At 75.7% G+C, this 14,171-nt stretch carries 14 protein-coding genes; 7 read left to right on the plus strand and 7 right to left on the minus strand.

The features are described from left to right. The first annotated feature begins 40 nt into the window (after positions 1–40). From DMH08_RS33545 to DMH08_RS33555, 3 genes are all read left to right on the plus strand, one after another. Entirely contained in the window at positions 41–2,299 is a 2,259-nt protein-coding gene (locus tag DMH08_RS33545) for a ComEC/Rec2 family competence protein (RefSeq protein ID WP_125620058.1), read from the plus strand. Between the two features lie 53 nt (positions 2,300–2,352). Beyond that, positions 2,353–3,306 (plus strand): DNA polymerase III subunit delta, encoded by a 954-nt coding sequence (gene holA / locus DMH08_RS33550; protein ID WP_026405557.1) that lies wholly within the window; start codon positions 2,353–2,355, stop codon positions 3,304–3,306. Between the two features lie 421 nt (positions 3,307–3,727). Continuing rightward, positions 3,728–4,381, plus strand: coding sequence for a carotenoid oxygenase family protein (locus tag DMH08_RS33555; RefSeq protein ID WP_125620060.1), 654 nt, complete (start codon positions 3,728–3,730; stop codon positions 4,379–4,381). Here the strand turns inward: DMH08_RS33555 and DMH08_RS33560 are convergent. Both DMH08_RS33560 and DMH08_RS33565 read right to left on the minus strand, forming a co-directional pair. Then, entirely contained in the window at positions 4,378–4,794 is a 417-nt protein-coding gene (locus DMH08_RS33560) for an SRPBCC family protein (protein ID WP_125620062.1), read from the minus strand. The two genes, DMH08_RS33555 and DMH08_RS33560, sit on opposite strands and share 4 nt — an antisense overlap. Further along, a complete protein-coding gene (locus DMH08_RS33565; RefSeq protein ID WP_125620064.1) occupies positions 4,794–5,648 on the minus strand; it encodes a LysR family transcriptional regulator in 855 nt (284 codons plus the stop codon). Before DMH08_RS33565 ends, DMH08_RS33560 begins: the two co-directional genes overlap by 1 nt. A gap of 69 nt (positions 5,649–5,717) precedes the next feature. On the opposite strand from DMH08_RS33565, the gene DMH08_RS33570 reads away from it, so the two are divergent. Further along, the gene (locus tag DMH08_RS33570; RefSeq protein WP_034521266.1) at positions 5,718–6,251 is read left to right on the plus strand and encodes a hypothetical protein; all 534 of its coding nucleotides are present in this window, start codon (positions 5,718–5,720) and stop codon (positions 6,249–6,251) included. Here DMH08_RS33570 and DMH08_RS33575 read toward each other — a convergent pair. Together DMH08_RS33575 and rpsT are read right to left on the minus strand one after the other, a co-directional pair. Further along, the gene (locus DMH08_RS33575) at positions 6,196–6,750 is read right to left on the minus strand and encodes an RNA 2'-phosphotransferase (protein WP_026405560.1); all 555 of its coding nucleotides are present in this window, start codon (positions 6,748–6,750) and stop codon (positions 6,196–6,198) included. The genes DMH08_RS33570 and DMH08_RS33575 overlap by 56 nt on opposite strands. Positions 6,751–6,816: 66 nt before the next feature. Further along, positions 6,817–7,086 carry a 30S ribosomal protein S20 gene (gene rpsT, locus DMH08_RS33580; protein WP_026405561.1) on the minus strand — a complete coding sequence of 90 codons (270 nt, stop codon included), beginning with the start codon at positions 7,084–7,086 and terminating at the stop codon, positions 6,817–6,819. Positions 7,087–7,335: 249 nt separating this feature from the next. Here rpsT and lepA point away from each other — a divergent pair, with 249 nt between their 5' ends. Next, on the plus strand, positions 7,336–9,183 hold the full coding sequence (lepA, locus tag DMH08_RS33585) for a translation elongation factor 4 (protein WP_026405562.1): 1,848 nt from the start codon (positions 7,336–7,338) through the stop codon (positions 9,181–9,183). Positions 9,184–9,253: 70 nt separating this feature from the next. Here lepA and DMH08_RS33590 read toward each other — a convergent pair whose 3' ends face one another. The 3 genes from DMH08_RS33590 to DMH08_RS33600 all read right to left on the minus strand — a co-directional run bounded on the left by DMH08_RS33590 (position 9,254) and on the right by DMH08_RS33600 (position 12,288). Next, entirely contained in the window at positions 9,254–9,775 is a 522-nt protein-coding gene (locus DMH08_RS33590) for a DUF4870 domain-containing protein (protein ID WP_084551157.1), read from the minus strand. A gap of 110 nt (positions 9,776–9,885) precedes the next feature. Beyond that, positions 9,886–11,289: a hypothetical protein gene (locus DMH08_RS33595; RefSeq protein ID WP_125620066.1), complete on the minus strand. Its 1,404-nt coding sequence runs from the start codon at positions 11,287–11,289 to the stop codon at positions 9,886–9,888. Between the two features lie 120 nt (positions 11,290–11,409). Continuing rightward, complete coding sequence (locus DMH08_RS33600) at positions 11,410–12,288, minus strand: hypothetical protein (protein WP_026405564.1); 879 nt, start codon at positions 12,286–12,288, stop codon at positions 11,410–11,412. A gap of 181 nt (positions 12,289–12,469) precedes the next feature. Here DMH08_RS33600 and DMH08_RS33605 point away from each other — a divergent pair, with 181 nt between their 5' ends. Together DMH08_RS33605 and hemW are read left to right on the plus strand one after the other, a co-directional pair. After that, a complete protein-coding gene (locus DMH08_RS33605; RefSeq protein ID WP_026405565.1) occupies positions 12,470–12,910 on the plus strand; it encodes a hypothetical protein in 441 nt (146 codons plus the stop codon). Positions 12,911–12,940: 30 nt separating this feature from the next. Continuing rightward, positions 12,941–14,149: a radical SAM family heme chaperone HemW gene (gene hemW / locus DMH08_RS33610; protein ID WP_026405566.1), complete on the plus strand. Its 1,209-nt coding sequence runs from the start codon at positions 12,941–12,943 to the stop codon at positions 14,147–14,149. Positions 14,150–14,171: the final 22 nt, after the last annotated feature.

The following is a 14,171-nucleotide window of genomic DNA, read 5'->3' on the forward strand; positions in this document are numbered from 1 at the left end:
CGCCGGGAGCTGGGGAGCGGCGGGAACGGGGGGGAGCGGGATGACGCATGATGTGCGGCTCGTCGTCCCGGCCCTGGCGGCGTGGCTCACCGCCGCGGTGGCCATCGGGTTCGCGCCGGCGGTGTCCTACGCCCTTGCGGCCGGCGCGGCGCTCGCGGCCGTCGCCGTTCTCGTCCCGCGCCGGCCCGGGGCGCGCCCCCTCTTCCTCGGAGCGGTGCTCGCCTGCGCCGCGGCGGCCGCGGCCGGTGTCGCGCTGCGCGCCACCGCGGTCGGCACCGGCCCGGTGCCCGACCTGGCCCGCGCCGGACGCACCGCGACCGCCGAGGCCGTCGTCACCGGCGACCCGCAGGCCACCGGCGGGACACGGCGGACGATCACGATCCGGGCGCGCGTGGAGCGCGTGCGGGGCACCGACGTCCGCGTCCCGGTCCTGCTCATCGTGCACGGCCACCGGCGGCTCGACCTCGTGCCCAGCCAGCGGGTGCGGTTCACCGGCAGGTTCCGCGAGCCCCGCGACGACCGGCTCCTGGCGGCCGTGGTGCTCGTCCGCGGGGCGCCGTCCGTGCTGTCGCCGCCGTCCGGGGTGCAGCGGGCCGCCGAGGTCGTCCGCGCCGAGCTGCGCGCGGCCACGGACGTCCTCCCGCCGGGGCAGCGCGGAGTGCTGCCCGCGATGGTCGTCGGCGACACGTCCCGCATCCCGCCCGACCTCGCCGACGACTTCCGCACGGCCGGTCTCACGCACCTCCTCGTCGTGTCCGGCGCGAACCTCGCGATCGTGATCGGCGCGGTCGTGGGCCTGTGCCGCCTCGTGGGGCTCGGCCGCCGCGCGCCGCCCCTCGCCGTCGTCGCCGTCTGCGCGTTCGTCATCGTGGCGCGGCCGGACCCGAGCGTCCTGCGCGCGGCCGTCATGGGCGTCGTGGGGCTGCTCGCCCTGCTCGCCGGGCGGCGCCGCCAGGGACTGCCCGCCCTCGGCGCCGCGGTGCTGCTGCTCGTCCTGATCGACCCCGCGCTGGCGCGCTCGTACGGGTTCGCGCTGTCGGTCGCGGCGACCGCGGGGCTGCTCGTGCTCGCGCCGCCCTGGCGGGAGCGGCTCGCCCGCCGCCTCCCCGGGCCGCTGGCGGACGCCCTCGCGGTCGCCGCGGCGGCGCAGACGGCCGTCGCCCCGATCCTCGTCACGCTGTCCGGAGAGGTCGGTGTCGTGTCGGTGCTCGCCAACCTGCTGGCCGCGCCCGCCGTGGCGCCCGCCACGCTGCTCGGTGCGCTCGCCGCCGTGGTCGCGCCGCTCTCGCCGCCGCTCGCCCGGCTGCTCGTCCGCCCCGCGGGCCTCGCCGTCGGCTGGATCATCGGGGTCGCGCGCGTCACCGCCGACCTCCCGTACGCCACGGTGCCCTGGCTCGCGGGCGGGCTCGGCGCCGCGAGCCTGCTGGCGGCGGCGGCCGCGGTCGTGCTCGTCCTGCGCAGCTCCCGCGCACGGCTCGTCGTGGCCGCCCTCCTGACCGGGATCCTCGTCGCGGTGATCGCCCTGCGGGTCACGGCGCCCGGATGGCCCCCGCCCGGCTGGCGGATGGTGGCCTGCGACGTCGGGCAGGGCGACGCCGTCGTCCTCGCGGCCGGGCCCGGCCGCGCGGTCGTGGTCGACGCGGGTCCCGAACCGGGCCCGGTCGACGCCTGCCTCGACCGCCTGCGGATCTCCGACGTCCCGCTCCTGGTCATCACCCACCCGCACGCCGACCACGTGGACGGGACGCCCGGCGTCCGCGACGGCCGCACGGTCCGGCGGGTCCTGACGACCCCGCGCACGTCCGGTCGCGCCGCCCGCACGGCCCGCGGCGTCCCCGCCCGCCCCGCCCTGCCCGGCCAGACCTGGCGCGTCGGCGACCTCGCCCTCGCGGTCATCGCGCCCCTCGCGACCGGCCCGCCGCTGTCCCGGGGCGACGACGGCAGCACCATCAACAACGCGAGCGTCGTGCTGGTGGCGCGCGGCCCGGGGTTCAGCGCCCTGCTCGCGGGCGACATCGAGGCCGACGCCCAGCGCGTCCTCGCGGGCGCCGTGCCGCCCGTCCAGGTCCTGAAGGTCCCGCACCACGGGTCCCGCAGCCAGGACCGCCGCTTCCTGGCGGCGGCGCGGGCGTCCGTCGCGCTCATCTCCGTCGGACGCGGCAACGACTACGGCCACCCGTCGCCCGCGACCCTCGCCCTCCTGCGCGACCTGCGCGTCCGCGTCCACCGCACCGACCGCGAAGGAGACATCGCCGTCGTCCCCACCGCCGCCGGCGTCGCCACCGTCTCCCGGGAATGACCCGTCGCGTGCGTCTGGCGCGGGCGGGTGCGGGGGCGTGGCATGCTGCTGGTGTGTCGGTTGAGCCCATCATCCTGGTCGTCGGTGACGAAGAGCTGCTGGTCGAGCGCGCGGTCGGCGACATCGTCGCGTCCGCGCGGGCGGGGGACCCGGACACCGAGGTGATCGATCTCGCGCCCGGGGGGCTGGAACCCGGACGGATCTCGGAGCTGACGTCGCCGTCGCTGTTCGGCGGCGGCAAGGTGCTCGTCATCCGCTCGGCGCAGGACCTCGGCAAGGACCTCACCGCGGAGGTGCTGAAGTACGCCAAGACGCCCGCCGACGACGTGGTCCTCGTGGCCCTGCACCCCGGGGGCGCCAAGGGCAAGGCGCTGGTGGACGGGCTGACGAAGCTCAAGGCACGCAAGATCACGTGCCCGAAGGTGACCAAGGTCGGCGAACGGGTCGACTTCGTCCGCGCCGAGATCCGCGACGCGGGCGGCAAGATCTCGGCGGACGGCGCGCGCGGGCTGATCGACGCCGTCGGGAACGACCTGCGGGAGCTGGCGGCGGCGTGCAGCCAGCTCGTCGCCGACACGGGCGGGAAGATCGACGACGCCGCGGTGGCCCGGTACTACCGGGGACGGGCGGAGGTCAGCGGCTTCACGGTCGCGGACAAGGCCATCGAGGGCCGGCTCGCCGACGCGCTCGAGCAGCTCCGGTGGGCGCTCGCGACGGGCGTCCCCCCGGTGCTGATCGTGAGCGCGCTGGCGCAGGGCGTCCGCGGGCTCGCCAAGGTGGGCGGCGCGCCGCGAGGCGCCCGCGGCGCGGCCCTCGCCAAGGACCTGGGCATGCCCCCGTGGAAGATCGACCGCGTGCAGAAGCAGCTCCGGGCCTGGTCCGCGGACGGCGTCGCGCAGGCGATGACGGCCGTCGCCGAGGCCGACGCGGCCGTCAAGGGCGCCGCCGCCGACCCCGCATACGCGCTGGAGCGAACGGTCGCAAAAATCGTCGCCGCCCGCGGCTGACGGCCCGGCCGGGCTCTCGATAGGGCCCCGCCTGCTGCCCGCCCGTGCGCCGCGCGCGAGGAACGTCCGCTCGGCAGAACCGACGCCGACTCCGCCTGGACGAGCGCGGCCTGGCATCGCGCCGTCCGAGGCCGGTGCCCGCATCACGTGGCTGCTGGCGTCCGGCTCATGAAGCGGATGCGGCTTCCGCTTGCAGCACGCGGCGGGGCATCGCGCCGCGCGGGCCGGTGGTGCGCCGCGCGCGTTGGTGTGGACGGCTATGGAGATCGTCGCCGCCCGTGGCTGACGGCCGGCCGGGCTTCCCGCCGGACGTCGCCCGGGGTGGTGGGTGCTCGGAGCGCGCCTGCGGCTGGTTCGTGCGCGGTGCGCTGGGGCGTCCGCTTGGTGAGGTGGGTGCGGTTCCGTCTGGACGAGTGCGGGCCTGGACTGGCGGCCCGGGCGGGGCACGCGGATCGCGCTGATCCCGCGCGACGGCGGTCCCGTGCGGTGGGCGCACGACGACGCCTTCTGGGTGTGGCACACCGTCAACGCCCACGACGCCGGGGGACGGGTCGTGCTCGACTACGTGCAGTGGCCCGCTCCCGGGCTCGGCCCGCGCCCGGCGGCGCCCGGCGGGGCGCCGCACGGCCTCGCCCGCGCCGTCCTCGACCCGGACGCCGGGACGGTGCGGCGGGACCTGCTGGACGACGCGCGCGTGGAGTTCCCCCGCGTGGACGACCGGGACCTCACCGGTCCGCACCGCCGGATCGCCGCGGCGGCCGGGAGCGGGCGGGCGCGGGACCTGCTGCCCGGCGAGTACGGCGCGCTGCGCTGGTACGACGTGCGGGGCGACGGCCTGGACGTCCGGACGTGGGAGGCGGGGGACCTCTCGGTCGGCGAGCCGGTCTTCGCGCCGGGCGCCGACGGCGGCTACTGGCTGACCTTCGCCACCGACCGCACCGACCTCGCCTCGCTGCTGCTCGTGTTCGCGGACGGGGACCCCGGCGGCGGCCCCGTCGCGCGCGTCCGCGTCCCGGTGCGCGTGGCGCTGGGGCTGCACGGGGCGTGGCTGCCCACGGAGGAGCGTCCGGGTTAGGCCGTTTCGGCGGCTTTCTTCACGCCGTTCGCCTCCATCGTGACGTAGGCGCGGGCGCGGCGGCCGAAGAGCAGGCCGAGCACGGGGGCGAGCGGGCCCGACTGGACGAGCGTGAGGTGCAGGGTCGCGCCGTCCGCGGCGGGTCGGACCAGGTGCCCGCCGGTGGTGGTCACCCCCGGGGCGCGCGACTCCCAGGTGAACGACTCGCCGTCGGTGAACTCGGTGACCGTCCACACGGCCCGGGCGAGGCGCGGCTGCCGGACGCGGGCGCGCGCGCCGGCCCGGAGAGGGCCGTCGAGCAGTTCGACGCTCTCCATCGACGGGGTCAGGGCGGGCAGCCGTTCGACGTCGGACAGGAGGTTCCAGACCCGTTCGGGTGGAGCGGCGACGTCGACGGTGATCTCGAAACGCATCAGGGACTCCGGAGGCCGGCGCGGATGGCCGACAGCAGGTCGGTGACGAGCGGGTCGTCGGCGCGGGACGGCTGGTGCAGGGCGTGGTAGGCGACGGCGGGGAGGTCGATGATCTCGCGGGCGACCAGTCCGGGGGAAGGGGCGACGCAGCCGTTCACGACGGCGAGGCCGACGCCGAGGGCGACGAAGTGCAGCATCAGCGGCCACCCCTCGGCCTCGACGGCGACCGACCAGGGGACGTCCGCGGCGCGCAGGGCGCGTTCGAGGGCGACCCGGTGCGGGCCGGTGGGCGGCGGGACGATCAGGGCCGCGCCGGCGAGGTCGGCGAGGGAGAGGGCGGGGGAGGCGGCGAGCGGATGGTCCGCGGGCATGACGAGGACCTGCGGGTACGTGGCGAGCACGGTGGCGGTGAGGTCGGCGGGCAGGACGTCGAGGACGGCGACGCCCACGTCGGCGCGGCCGGTGCGGACGGCGGCGAGGGTGCGGGGCCGGTCCCCGTTGATCAGCCGGACTCCGGGCCGGACGACGCCGCCCAGCAGGTACAGGTAGGCGCCCTCCCCGGCGGCCAGCGTGGGCGCGCGGGCGGTGCCGTGCAGGTCGGCGAGGAAGGACGCGACGCGGGCGTCGAGGTCGCGGGCGAACCGGGCGGCGGCCTCGCCCGCCGGGGTCAGCGCGAGGCGCCGCCCGTGCCGCGTGTAGAGCGGGCGGCCGAGCGTCTCGGCGAGTTTCCGCACCTTGACGTGCAGGGCGGGCTGCGAGATGTGCAGTTCCTCGGCGGCGCGGGTGAAGTTGAGGTGGTCGGCGAACACCGCGAACGAGGCGAGCGCGTCGGTGGACACCCGGTCCAGGTCCATAGCCATGGACTATAGCCGGGCGCGAGATCCATAGTTCTGTTCGAGCGCCGGATGCCGGAAGGTCGTGGCATGACCATCGAACCTCGGCTCGGCATCGACTTCGGCAGGGTGATCCAGGGCGGCGCGCGGGCGCCGGGGCGCGCGGACACGGCGTTCCTCGGCGGCTCGCTGGAGGAGGCGCTGGCGTCCCCGGCGACGGACGGCGCGTTCGACGTCCTGCCGGAGCTGGTCGCGCTCGTCGGCGGGCGCGCCTGGATCATCTCCAAGGCGGGCGACCGGGTGCGGGCGCGGACGCTCGCCTGGCTCGACCACCACGACTTCTACCGCCGGACGGGCCTCCCGCGGGAGAACGTGCGCTTCTGCAGGAAACGCGCGGAGAAGGCCGTGCACTGCGCGGAACTCGGGATCACCCACATGATCGACGATCGGCTCGACGTGCACCGGGCCCTGCGCGGGACCGTCCCGCACCTGTACCTGTTCGGCCCGCAGGAGACCGCGCCGGACTGGGTGCGGCACGTCCCCGCCTGGACGGACGTCGCGCGGCGGCTCAGCAGAGATATCGGGGCGGAACGGACGCGGTCAGCCACACCCCGTTCGAGGTGACGCGGAACTCGTGCCCGTCGGCGGCCATCCGGCCGGCCCGCACGACGAGGACGACCGGGACGCCGCGGCGCGCGCCCACCCGCAGCGCCGTCTCGCGGTCGGGGGACAGGTGGACGGCGTGGCGCCCCATCGGCCGCAGGCCCTCGCGCCTGATCGCGGCGACGGACCGTCCGACGGTGCCGTGGTACAGCAGGTCCGGCGGGGGAGTGACGGGAAGGTTCAGCTCGACGGGCACCGAGTGGCCCTGCACGGCGCGGATCCGGTCGCCGTCGAGGGCGTAGCGGCCCTTGCCGTCGGACGCCACGACCCGTTCGAGTTCGCCGCGCCCGATGGGGAAGCCGTGCCGCGCGGCGGCCGCGAGGAGTTCGCCGACGTCGGCCCAGCCCTCCCGGTCGAGCACGAGGCCGATGTCGCCGGGGCGGTGCCGCAGGTGGCGGGCGAGGTACTTCGAGACCCGCACGGCGCGGCGCTCGTCCTCGCCCGGCTCCCGCTCGTCCATCGTCCCGTCTCCGGACACGCTTCGGGGCCGGTCCGTGCGGACCGGCCCCGGACGCGTGGTGCGGCCTTACTTGGCCTGCAGCTCGGCGGTGCGCTTGGCGATCGCCGACTTGCGGTTCGCGGCCTGGTTCTTGTGGATGACGCCCTTGCTGGCGGCCTTGTCGAGCTTGCGGGCGGCGCTGCGCTGCGCGGCGACGGCGCCCTCGACGTTGCCGGCGTCGGCGGCCTCGCGGAACTTGCGGATCGCCGTCTTCAGCTCGGACTTGACGGCCTTGTTGCGCAGGCGGGCCTTCTCGTTCTGCTTGTTGCGCTTGATCTGGGACTTGATGTTAGCCACGTCGTAGTGCCTCAGCTTGGGTCGCGATCCTCGCCTGCGCGCCGGCAGGCTCTGACGAAATGTCTGACGGGGGCGGTCGGTGTCGGTGCCCCCGGGGCACGACGGTACGCCACACGCAGTCGCACAGCTTAGCAATCACCGGGGCCCGCCCCAAACCGGGCCGTGCACGGAGCATCGCGCGGGGCATGGGACCATGGGAGGTACAGAACCCATGTCCACACCCCGAGTGAGTTTGCGAAACGGACCCCGGTGGCAGCGCCTGAGCCCAACAAGACCGATCCCGCGATCATCCGCAACTTCTGCATCATCGCGCACATCGACCATGGAAAGTCGACGCTGGCGGACCGGATGCTGCAGTTGACCGGCGTCGTCGAGGAGCGCCAGATGCGCGCCCAGTACCTCGACCGCATGGACATCGAGCGCGAGCGCGGCATCACGATCAAGAGCCAGGCGGTCCGGCTGCCGTGGACGCGCGACGGCGTCGAGCACGTCCTGAACCTGATCGACACCCCCGGCCACGTCGACTTCTCCTACGAGGTGTCGCGGTCGCTGGCGGCGTGCGAGGGCGCGGTCCTGCTGGTGGACGCGGCGCAGGGCATCGAGGCGCAGACGCTCGCGAACCTGTACCTGGCGATCGAGGCCGACCTGCACCTGATCCCGGTCCTCAACAAGATCGACCTGCCCGCGGCGCAGCCCGACAAGTACGCCGAGGAGATCGCGGGCATCATCGGCTGCGACCCGTCCGACGTCCTGCGGGTGTCCGGCAAGACGGGCGAGGGCGTCGCCGAGCTGCTGGACCGGATCGTCGAGACGGTCCCGGCGCCGGTCGGCGACCCGGACGGCCCGGCCCGCGCGCTGATCTTCGACTCGGTGTACGACACCTACCGGGGCGTCGTCACGTACGTCCGGATCATCGACGGGCACCTGTCGCGCCGCGAGAAGAGCCTGATGATGTCGACGGGCGCCGCGCACGAGACCCTCGAGGTCGGCGTGATCGCGCCGGAGCCCAAGCCGGTCGGCGGGCTCGGCGTCGGCGAGGTCGGCTACCTGATCACCGGGGTGAAGGACGTCCGGCAGGCGCGCGTCGGCGACACCGTGACGACCGCGTCCAAGGCGGCGCCCGAGCCGCTCGGCGGCTACCAGGACCCGAAGCCGATGGTGTTCTCCGGCCTGTACCCGGTGGACGGCGACCAGTACCCCGACCTGCGCGAGGCGCTGGAGAAGCTGCGGCTGAACGACGCCGCGCTGGTGTACGAGCCGGAGACGTCGGCGGCGCTCGGGTTCGGGTTCCGCTGCGGGTTCCTCGGGCTCCTGCACATGGAGATCGTCCGGGAGCGGCTGGAGCGCGAGTTCAACCTGTCGCTGATCTCCACCGCGCCGAACGTCGTGTACCGCGCGGTGATGGAGGACGGCACCGAGCACGTCGTCACGAACCCCAGCGAGTTCCCCGAGGGCAAGGTCGGCGCGGTGTACGAGCCGATCGTGAAGGCGACGCTGCTGTCGCCGTCCGAGCACATCGGCGCGATCATGGAGCTGTGCCAGGGGCGGCGCGGCGAGCTGCTCGGCATGGACTACCTGTCGCCCGAACGGGTCGAGATCCGCTACACGCTGCCGCTCGCCGAGATCATCTTCGACTTCTACGACCAGCTCAAGACGCGGACCCGCGGGTACGCCTCGCTGGACTACGAGCCCAGCGGGGAGAAGGAGTCCGACCTGGTGAAGGTCGACATCCTGCTGCAGGGCGAGTCCGTCGACGCGTTCAGCCAGATCGTCCACCGGGAGAAGTCCCGCGAGTACGGGCTGATGATGACGGCGAAGCTCAAGGAGCTGATCCCGCGGCAGCAGTACGAGGTGCCGATCCAGGCGGCCGTGGGCGCCCGCATCATCGCCCGGGAGAACATCCGCGCCATCCGCAAGGACGTCCTCGCCAAGTGCTACGGCGGCGACATCTCCCGCAAGCGGAAGCTGCTGGAGAAGCAGAAGGAGGGCAAGAAGCGGATGAAGACCATCGGGCGGGTGGACGTCCCGCAGGAAGCCTTCGTCGCGGCGCTGTCCACCGGCGGCGGGAGCGAGACCGGAGACAAGGGCAAGAAGTAGGCGTGCGCGTCGGGGCGGGCCCCGGCCCGGCGGGAGCGCTCGGCTCCCCGGGACCGGGGCCCGCCCGTCGCTACTTCTTGATCAGCGGCCACGCCACCGGGACCGGCACGCGCCGGAACTCGCCGCGGTTGGCGGCCCGTCCCGCGTACACCAGGAAGAACATCACGACCGCGGTGAAGACCAGCGGCACCCAGATGAGCACTTCCACGGCCAGCGACAGCAGCCCGCCGACGATCCAGACGGCAAGGGCCGCCAGCCCCATGTTGAGGCCCTGCGCGGCGTGCCGCCGGGCGAACGCCGAGCGCGGCTTGCCGAGGTAGACGATCGCCGGCGCGATCGCGCCGACGAGGAACTGCCCGACGTAGGCCATCAGCGACCAGGTCCGCTCGTCGTCGGCGACCGGGCCGTAGTGGCCGGGCATCGGCCGCGTCCGCGGCGGCCGCCCGGGCGGCTGCTGCGGGCCGGGACCGGGTGCGGGCCCGGGCGGCGGTGCGCCGGGCGGCTGCTGCTGCTGCCACAGGTTGCCGGGCTGCTGCCAGGGTGCCTGCCCGGGCTGTCCCTGGCCCTGCGAGGGGGGAGGCCCGTAGGCCATGGCGGGCTCCTCTCCGACGTCGCGCCTTCGCCGTCCGTGGTTCGGTGGTGAACTCTACGACTCCTTGGACGCGCCCGAAGTTCGCGCCGGTTCCCGAATTGCGGCGGGGATCACCCGCGCCACAGGACGGCCGACGGCTCCGCGGGCGTGAGCGCGACGGCCCCGTCCCAGGTGAGCGCGGACGGGCCCGGCAGGAACGCGTCGTCCAGCATGAAGGCCCGGTGGATCGCGGTGACGGTGATCGGGGCGCGGTCGTTGCCGAGCCCGGTCGGCCGCCGCACGGCCTCCACGCTCGCGATGTCGGACGGCCGGGTGCCCGGCGGCAGCTCGACGGCGGTGGCGACGGCCCCGTCGCGCCCGATCGTCCGGTCGGCCCGCCCGTGGTCGGACCGGTACAGGACGGACGGGTCGCCCTTCAGCCGCACGCCGAGCGCGAGGCCCGGCGCGGACCCGATCGCCGTCCCGGCCCCGACGTCCATGGCGAACTCGACGAACAGGTAGGCGCGGGGGTCGCCGGCCTCGGGCGTCGCGGGGTCGGACGGCGCTTCGACCTTCCCCTCCCGCACGAGTTCCTGCGCCATCACCCGGTACGTCCACGGCTCGCGGTCCATGACGGCCTCGCGGGCGCGGCCGTCCGGGCGGGTGCGGGACGCGTCCGGCAGGAACCGCAGCGGCGCGCCCGGGGAGACCACGTCGCACAGGTTGTTGTTCTGCGTGCACGTCTGCAGCACCGGATGGTCCCGCTCGTACCGGCCCGCGAAGTTCAGCGTGACGTGGAACGGCCCGTGGTAGACGGCGGTCCCCGGCACCCGGGCGCCCGACGCGTCCACCTCGACCCGGTACGTCCACTCGATGTCGCTCGTCCGGCCCCACCGCGCGAGCAGGCCGGGCGTGTCGGTGCCGCCGTCCTCGTTGCTCCACACCAGCGAGTACTCGATGACGCGGTGCCCGGCGGTCGCCGCGGGCCGCGTCTCGTGCCACGCGACGAGCGGCGCGTCGGTCCGCGCGTTCTGCCGCGGGTCGCCGAACGGCCAGCCCGTCCGCCCGACGATCACCGGCGCGTGCCGCAGCGCGAGCTGCCCGGCCTCCGGCACGGCGACGCGCGGGGCCGCGAGCGCCACGCTCCGGGCCGCGGCGGCGCTCGCGTCGGCGAACCGCAGCGTGACCTCGTGCGGGCCCTCCTCGACGTGCCCGAGCCCGAAGCCGCGCGGCACCGGATCGGACGACGGGACGACGACGTCGGTGACGTGCCGCCCGTCCACCGCGACCGCCACCACGGCGGACTCGGCGCCCGCCCGGCCCCAGGAGACGTCCGGCGCCGCCGCGGTGAAGCCGAGCACCGCCTCCCCGGCCCGGTCCGCGGTGAACGCGATCGTCCGGGCGCCGCCGTCCCGCTCCAGGACGATCGTGCCCGGCGCGGCGGCGCGCGCGGCCGTCCCGGGGACGAGCGCGAGGGGCGCGGCCGCGAGGGCGGCGGTCAGAAACGAGGCGGCGTGGCGCGCGCGGCTTCCCATGATCGGGAACGTAGGGCCGCCGGGTCGCGGCACGGTGACGGATCGGTTCCTCGCGGGTGACGGATCCGTTGCGCCGCGCCGTCCGCGGGCCGCGGCGGCCGGGGCCGGACGCCCGGGCCGTCAGCGGCCGCGGTGCCCGGGAGCGGACGGGAAGTGCAGGGAGACCGTCGTGAAACGGCCGGCCCGCGGCGCCGGCGGGTCCGGCTCGTGCAGGCCGAGGCCCATCGCGGGGATCCGCGCCGTCCGGCCGCGCTCGACGACCTCGTGGCCGAGGTCCCGGAAGAGGGTGACGACGTCGGCGGCGGGGTCGTCGAGCAGGTCGACGCCGTCCAGGCGCAGGCGCAGCTCCGGGTTGCCGCCCCAGCCGGGCCCGCGGGTGCCGACGATCTCGGCGAGCCGCTCGACGCCGTCCGCGCCCTCCTCGGTCGACAGCGCCAGGGACCCGCGGCCGACCCGCACGCTGCGGTGCGCGGCGAAGCCGCACACGAACGCGTCCCGCGGCGCGGGCGTCCCGCAGTGCTCGGCGACGGCGTCGAGCGTGGTCCACGCGTCCGCGGCGCGGGTGGAGAACAGCAGGTGCGCGTCCGGGAGCACCGCGCCGCGCCCCGGTTCGAGCGTGACGACGAACGGCGGCACCTTCCCGGGGAACCGCGCCGGATCCGGCTCGGCGAGGGTGACGAGGCCCTCCCACGCGACGGGCTCGTCGACGGCGAACCAGCTGATCGCGGCCTCGGCGCCGAACGCGCCGAACGTCGCGTCCGTCAGCCCCTCGTCGACGAGCCGGCGCAGGCCGTCCGCCGTGTCGGCGAGGCGCCCGCGCCACCACGGCGGCTCCGGGTCGTTCCGCCGTCCGCCCGGGTTCCAGCGCGTCCCGGACGCCGGCAGGTCGGTGCGGCCCTCGCCGCCCGCGTCGTCCACGACCGTGCAGTGCCAGCCGTCCGGGCCGCCGCGCAGCAGCACCCGCGCCGGCGGCCGCCCGGTCCCCGCCTCGATGCGCATCGGACGAGCCTATCCGGGGCGCGCCCCGCCCGGCGCCCGCCCGGCTCGCGCCCGGCTCGTCCAAGATCGTCCGCGCGGCTCGCGGACGTTCCCGCGCGACACGCGGCAGGCCGTTCGCCCCGGGCGCCGATGTCGGTACGGTCGGAGGGCAGTGGCCGCGACGGGTAGCGGAGGTTCGAGGGTGGCCCACTCCGAGCAGGTTCTGCGTTCCCCCAAGGAGCGGGACACGGTGAACGGCGCGGTCCGCGCGCTGCGGTCGGCGGCCCCCGCCGGCTGGGAGCGCCTCGGGCTGGACTTCCGCGCCATCGTCGGCATCGACTGCGCGTCCTTCGAGATCGTCGACGCCGACGGGGAGCGCCGCACCGCCATGCCGCCCGGCCACGCCGTCGGCAAGATGGACGAACTGCGCCGCGTCATGTACCGGCGGGGGAAGGGCGCGTGGTTCACCGCCCGGCTGCGCGTCGAACGGTCCGGACGGTTCAGCGCCGAGTTCGACTACGACGGGGAACCCGACTTCGTCCCCCCGCTGCCGCCGTCCGCCTACGCGCAGGACCTCGACCGGTTCCCGCGCGCCGACGAGTACATCCCCGGCTGGCTGCGGGAGAAGCTCCGCCTGGCCTGACCACGCCCCCGCGCGCGGCAGACTGGGAGCATGCCCGCGACCCTGCCCGACGGCGACCCCGTACCGGCCGACGGCGCCCTGCCGTCCGGCGCCCTCGACGGCCTGGGCACGCGGCCCTTCGCGTTCTACGTGCACGTCCCGTTCTGCGTGACCCGCTGCGGCTACTGCGACTTCAACACCTACACGGCCGCCGAGCTGGGGCCGGGCGCGAGCCGCGACTCCTACGCCGACACCGCCGTCGCGGAGGTCCGGATGGCGCGGCGCGTCCTCGGCGACGCCGACCTGCCCGTCCGGACGGTCTTCGTCGGCGGCGGCACCCCCACCCTCCTCGCCCCGGACGACCTGGGCCGCGTCCTCGCCGCGATCGACGCCGAGTTCGGCCTGGCGCCCGACGCGGAGATCACCACCGAGGCGAACCCCGAGTCGGTGGACGAGGCGTACCTCGGCGCGCTCCGCGAGGCCGGCTTCACCCGCGTCTCGTACGGCATGCAGAGCGCGCGCGAGCACGTCCTGGCCGTCCTGGACCGGACCCACACGCCCGGACGCGTCCCGCAGGTGGTCGACTGGACGCGCAAGGCGGGGTTCGAGCACATCAACCTGGACCTCATCTACGGCACCCCGGGGGAGACCGACGACGACTGGCGCGCGTCCCTGGAGGCGGCCCTGGAGTCCGACCCCGACCACGTGTCCGCCTACGCGCTGATCGTCGAGGAGGGCACCCGGCTGGCCGCGCAGGTCCGCCGCGGCGAGCTGGCGGCGCCCGACGACGACGCCATGGCCGACCGGTACCTGCTGGCCGACGACCTGCTCTCCGCGCACGGCCTGCACTGGTACGAGATCTCCAACTGGGCGACGGGCCCCGACGCCGCCTGCCGCCACAACCTCCTATACTGGACGGGCGCCGACTGGTGGGGCGTCGGCCCGGGCGCGCACAGCCACGTCGGCGGCACCCGCTGGTGGAACGTCAAGCACCCCGCCGCCTACGCGTCCCGCCTCGCCGAGGGCGTCACCCCCGCCCACGCCCGCGAGATCCTCGACGCCGACGACCGCCGCTTCGAGCGCATCATGCTCGAGATCCGGCTCGCCGACGGCTGCCCCACCGCCCTCCTCGACGACGCCGCGGTCCGCCGCCTCGTCGCCGACGGCCTCCTCGAACGGGCCCCGTACGCCGCGGGCCGCGCCGTCCTCACCCGCCGCGGCCGCCTCCTGGCCGACGCGGTCGTCCGGGACCTGTGCTGACGGGCGGGCGGGCGATCAGGGA

The sequence above is a fragment of the Actinomadura sp. WAC 06369 genome (genome assembly GCF_003947565.1).
Lineage (GTDB): Bacteria > Actinomycetota > Actinomycetes > Streptosporangiales > Streptosporangiaceae > Spirillospora > Spirillospora rifamycini.

What these genes read in the sequence shown, in the direction of transcription:
- DMH08_RS33570 (WP_034521266.1), top strand. Translation starts at nt 5,718, where the DNA reads ATGACCATCGAACCTCGGCTCGGCATCGACTTCGGCAGGGTGATCCAG.
- DMH08_RS33560 (WP_125620062.1), bottom strand. Translation starts at nt 4,794, where the DNA reads ATGCGTTTCGAGATCACCGTCGACGTCGCCGCTCCACCCGAACGGGTC.
- DMH08_RS33565 (WP_125620064.1), bottom strand. Translation starts at nt 5,648, where the DNA reads ATGGACCTGGACCGGGTGTCCACCGACGCGCTCGCCTCGTTCGCGGTG.
- hemW (WP_026405566.1), top strand. Translation starts at nt 12,941, where the DNA reads ATGCCCGCGACCCTGCCCGACGGCGACCCCGTACCGGCCGACGGCGCC.
- DMH08_RS33575 (WP_026405560.1), bottom strand. Translation starts at nt 6,750, where the DNA reads ATGGACGAGCGGGAGCCGGGCGAGGACGAGCGCCGCGCCGTGCGGGTC.
- DMH08_RS33590 (WP_084551157.1), bottom strand. Translation starts at nt 9,775, where the DNA reads ATGGCCTACGGGCCTCCCCCCTCGCAGGGCCAGGGACAGCCCGGGCAG.
- DMH08_RS33545 (WP_125620058.1), top strand. Translation starts at nt 41, where the DNA reads ATGACGCATGATGTGCGGCTCGTCGTCCCGGCCCTGGCGGCGTGGCTC.
- DMH08_RS33600 (WP_026405564.1), bottom strand. Translation starts at nt 12,288, where the DNA reads ATGCGCATCGAGGCGGGGACCGGGCGGCCGCCGGCGCGGGTGCTGCTG.
- DMH08_RS33595 (WP_125620066.1), bottom strand. Translation starts at nt 11,289, where the DNA reads ATGGGAAGCCGCGCGCGCCACGCCGCCTCGTTTCTGACCGCCGCCCTC.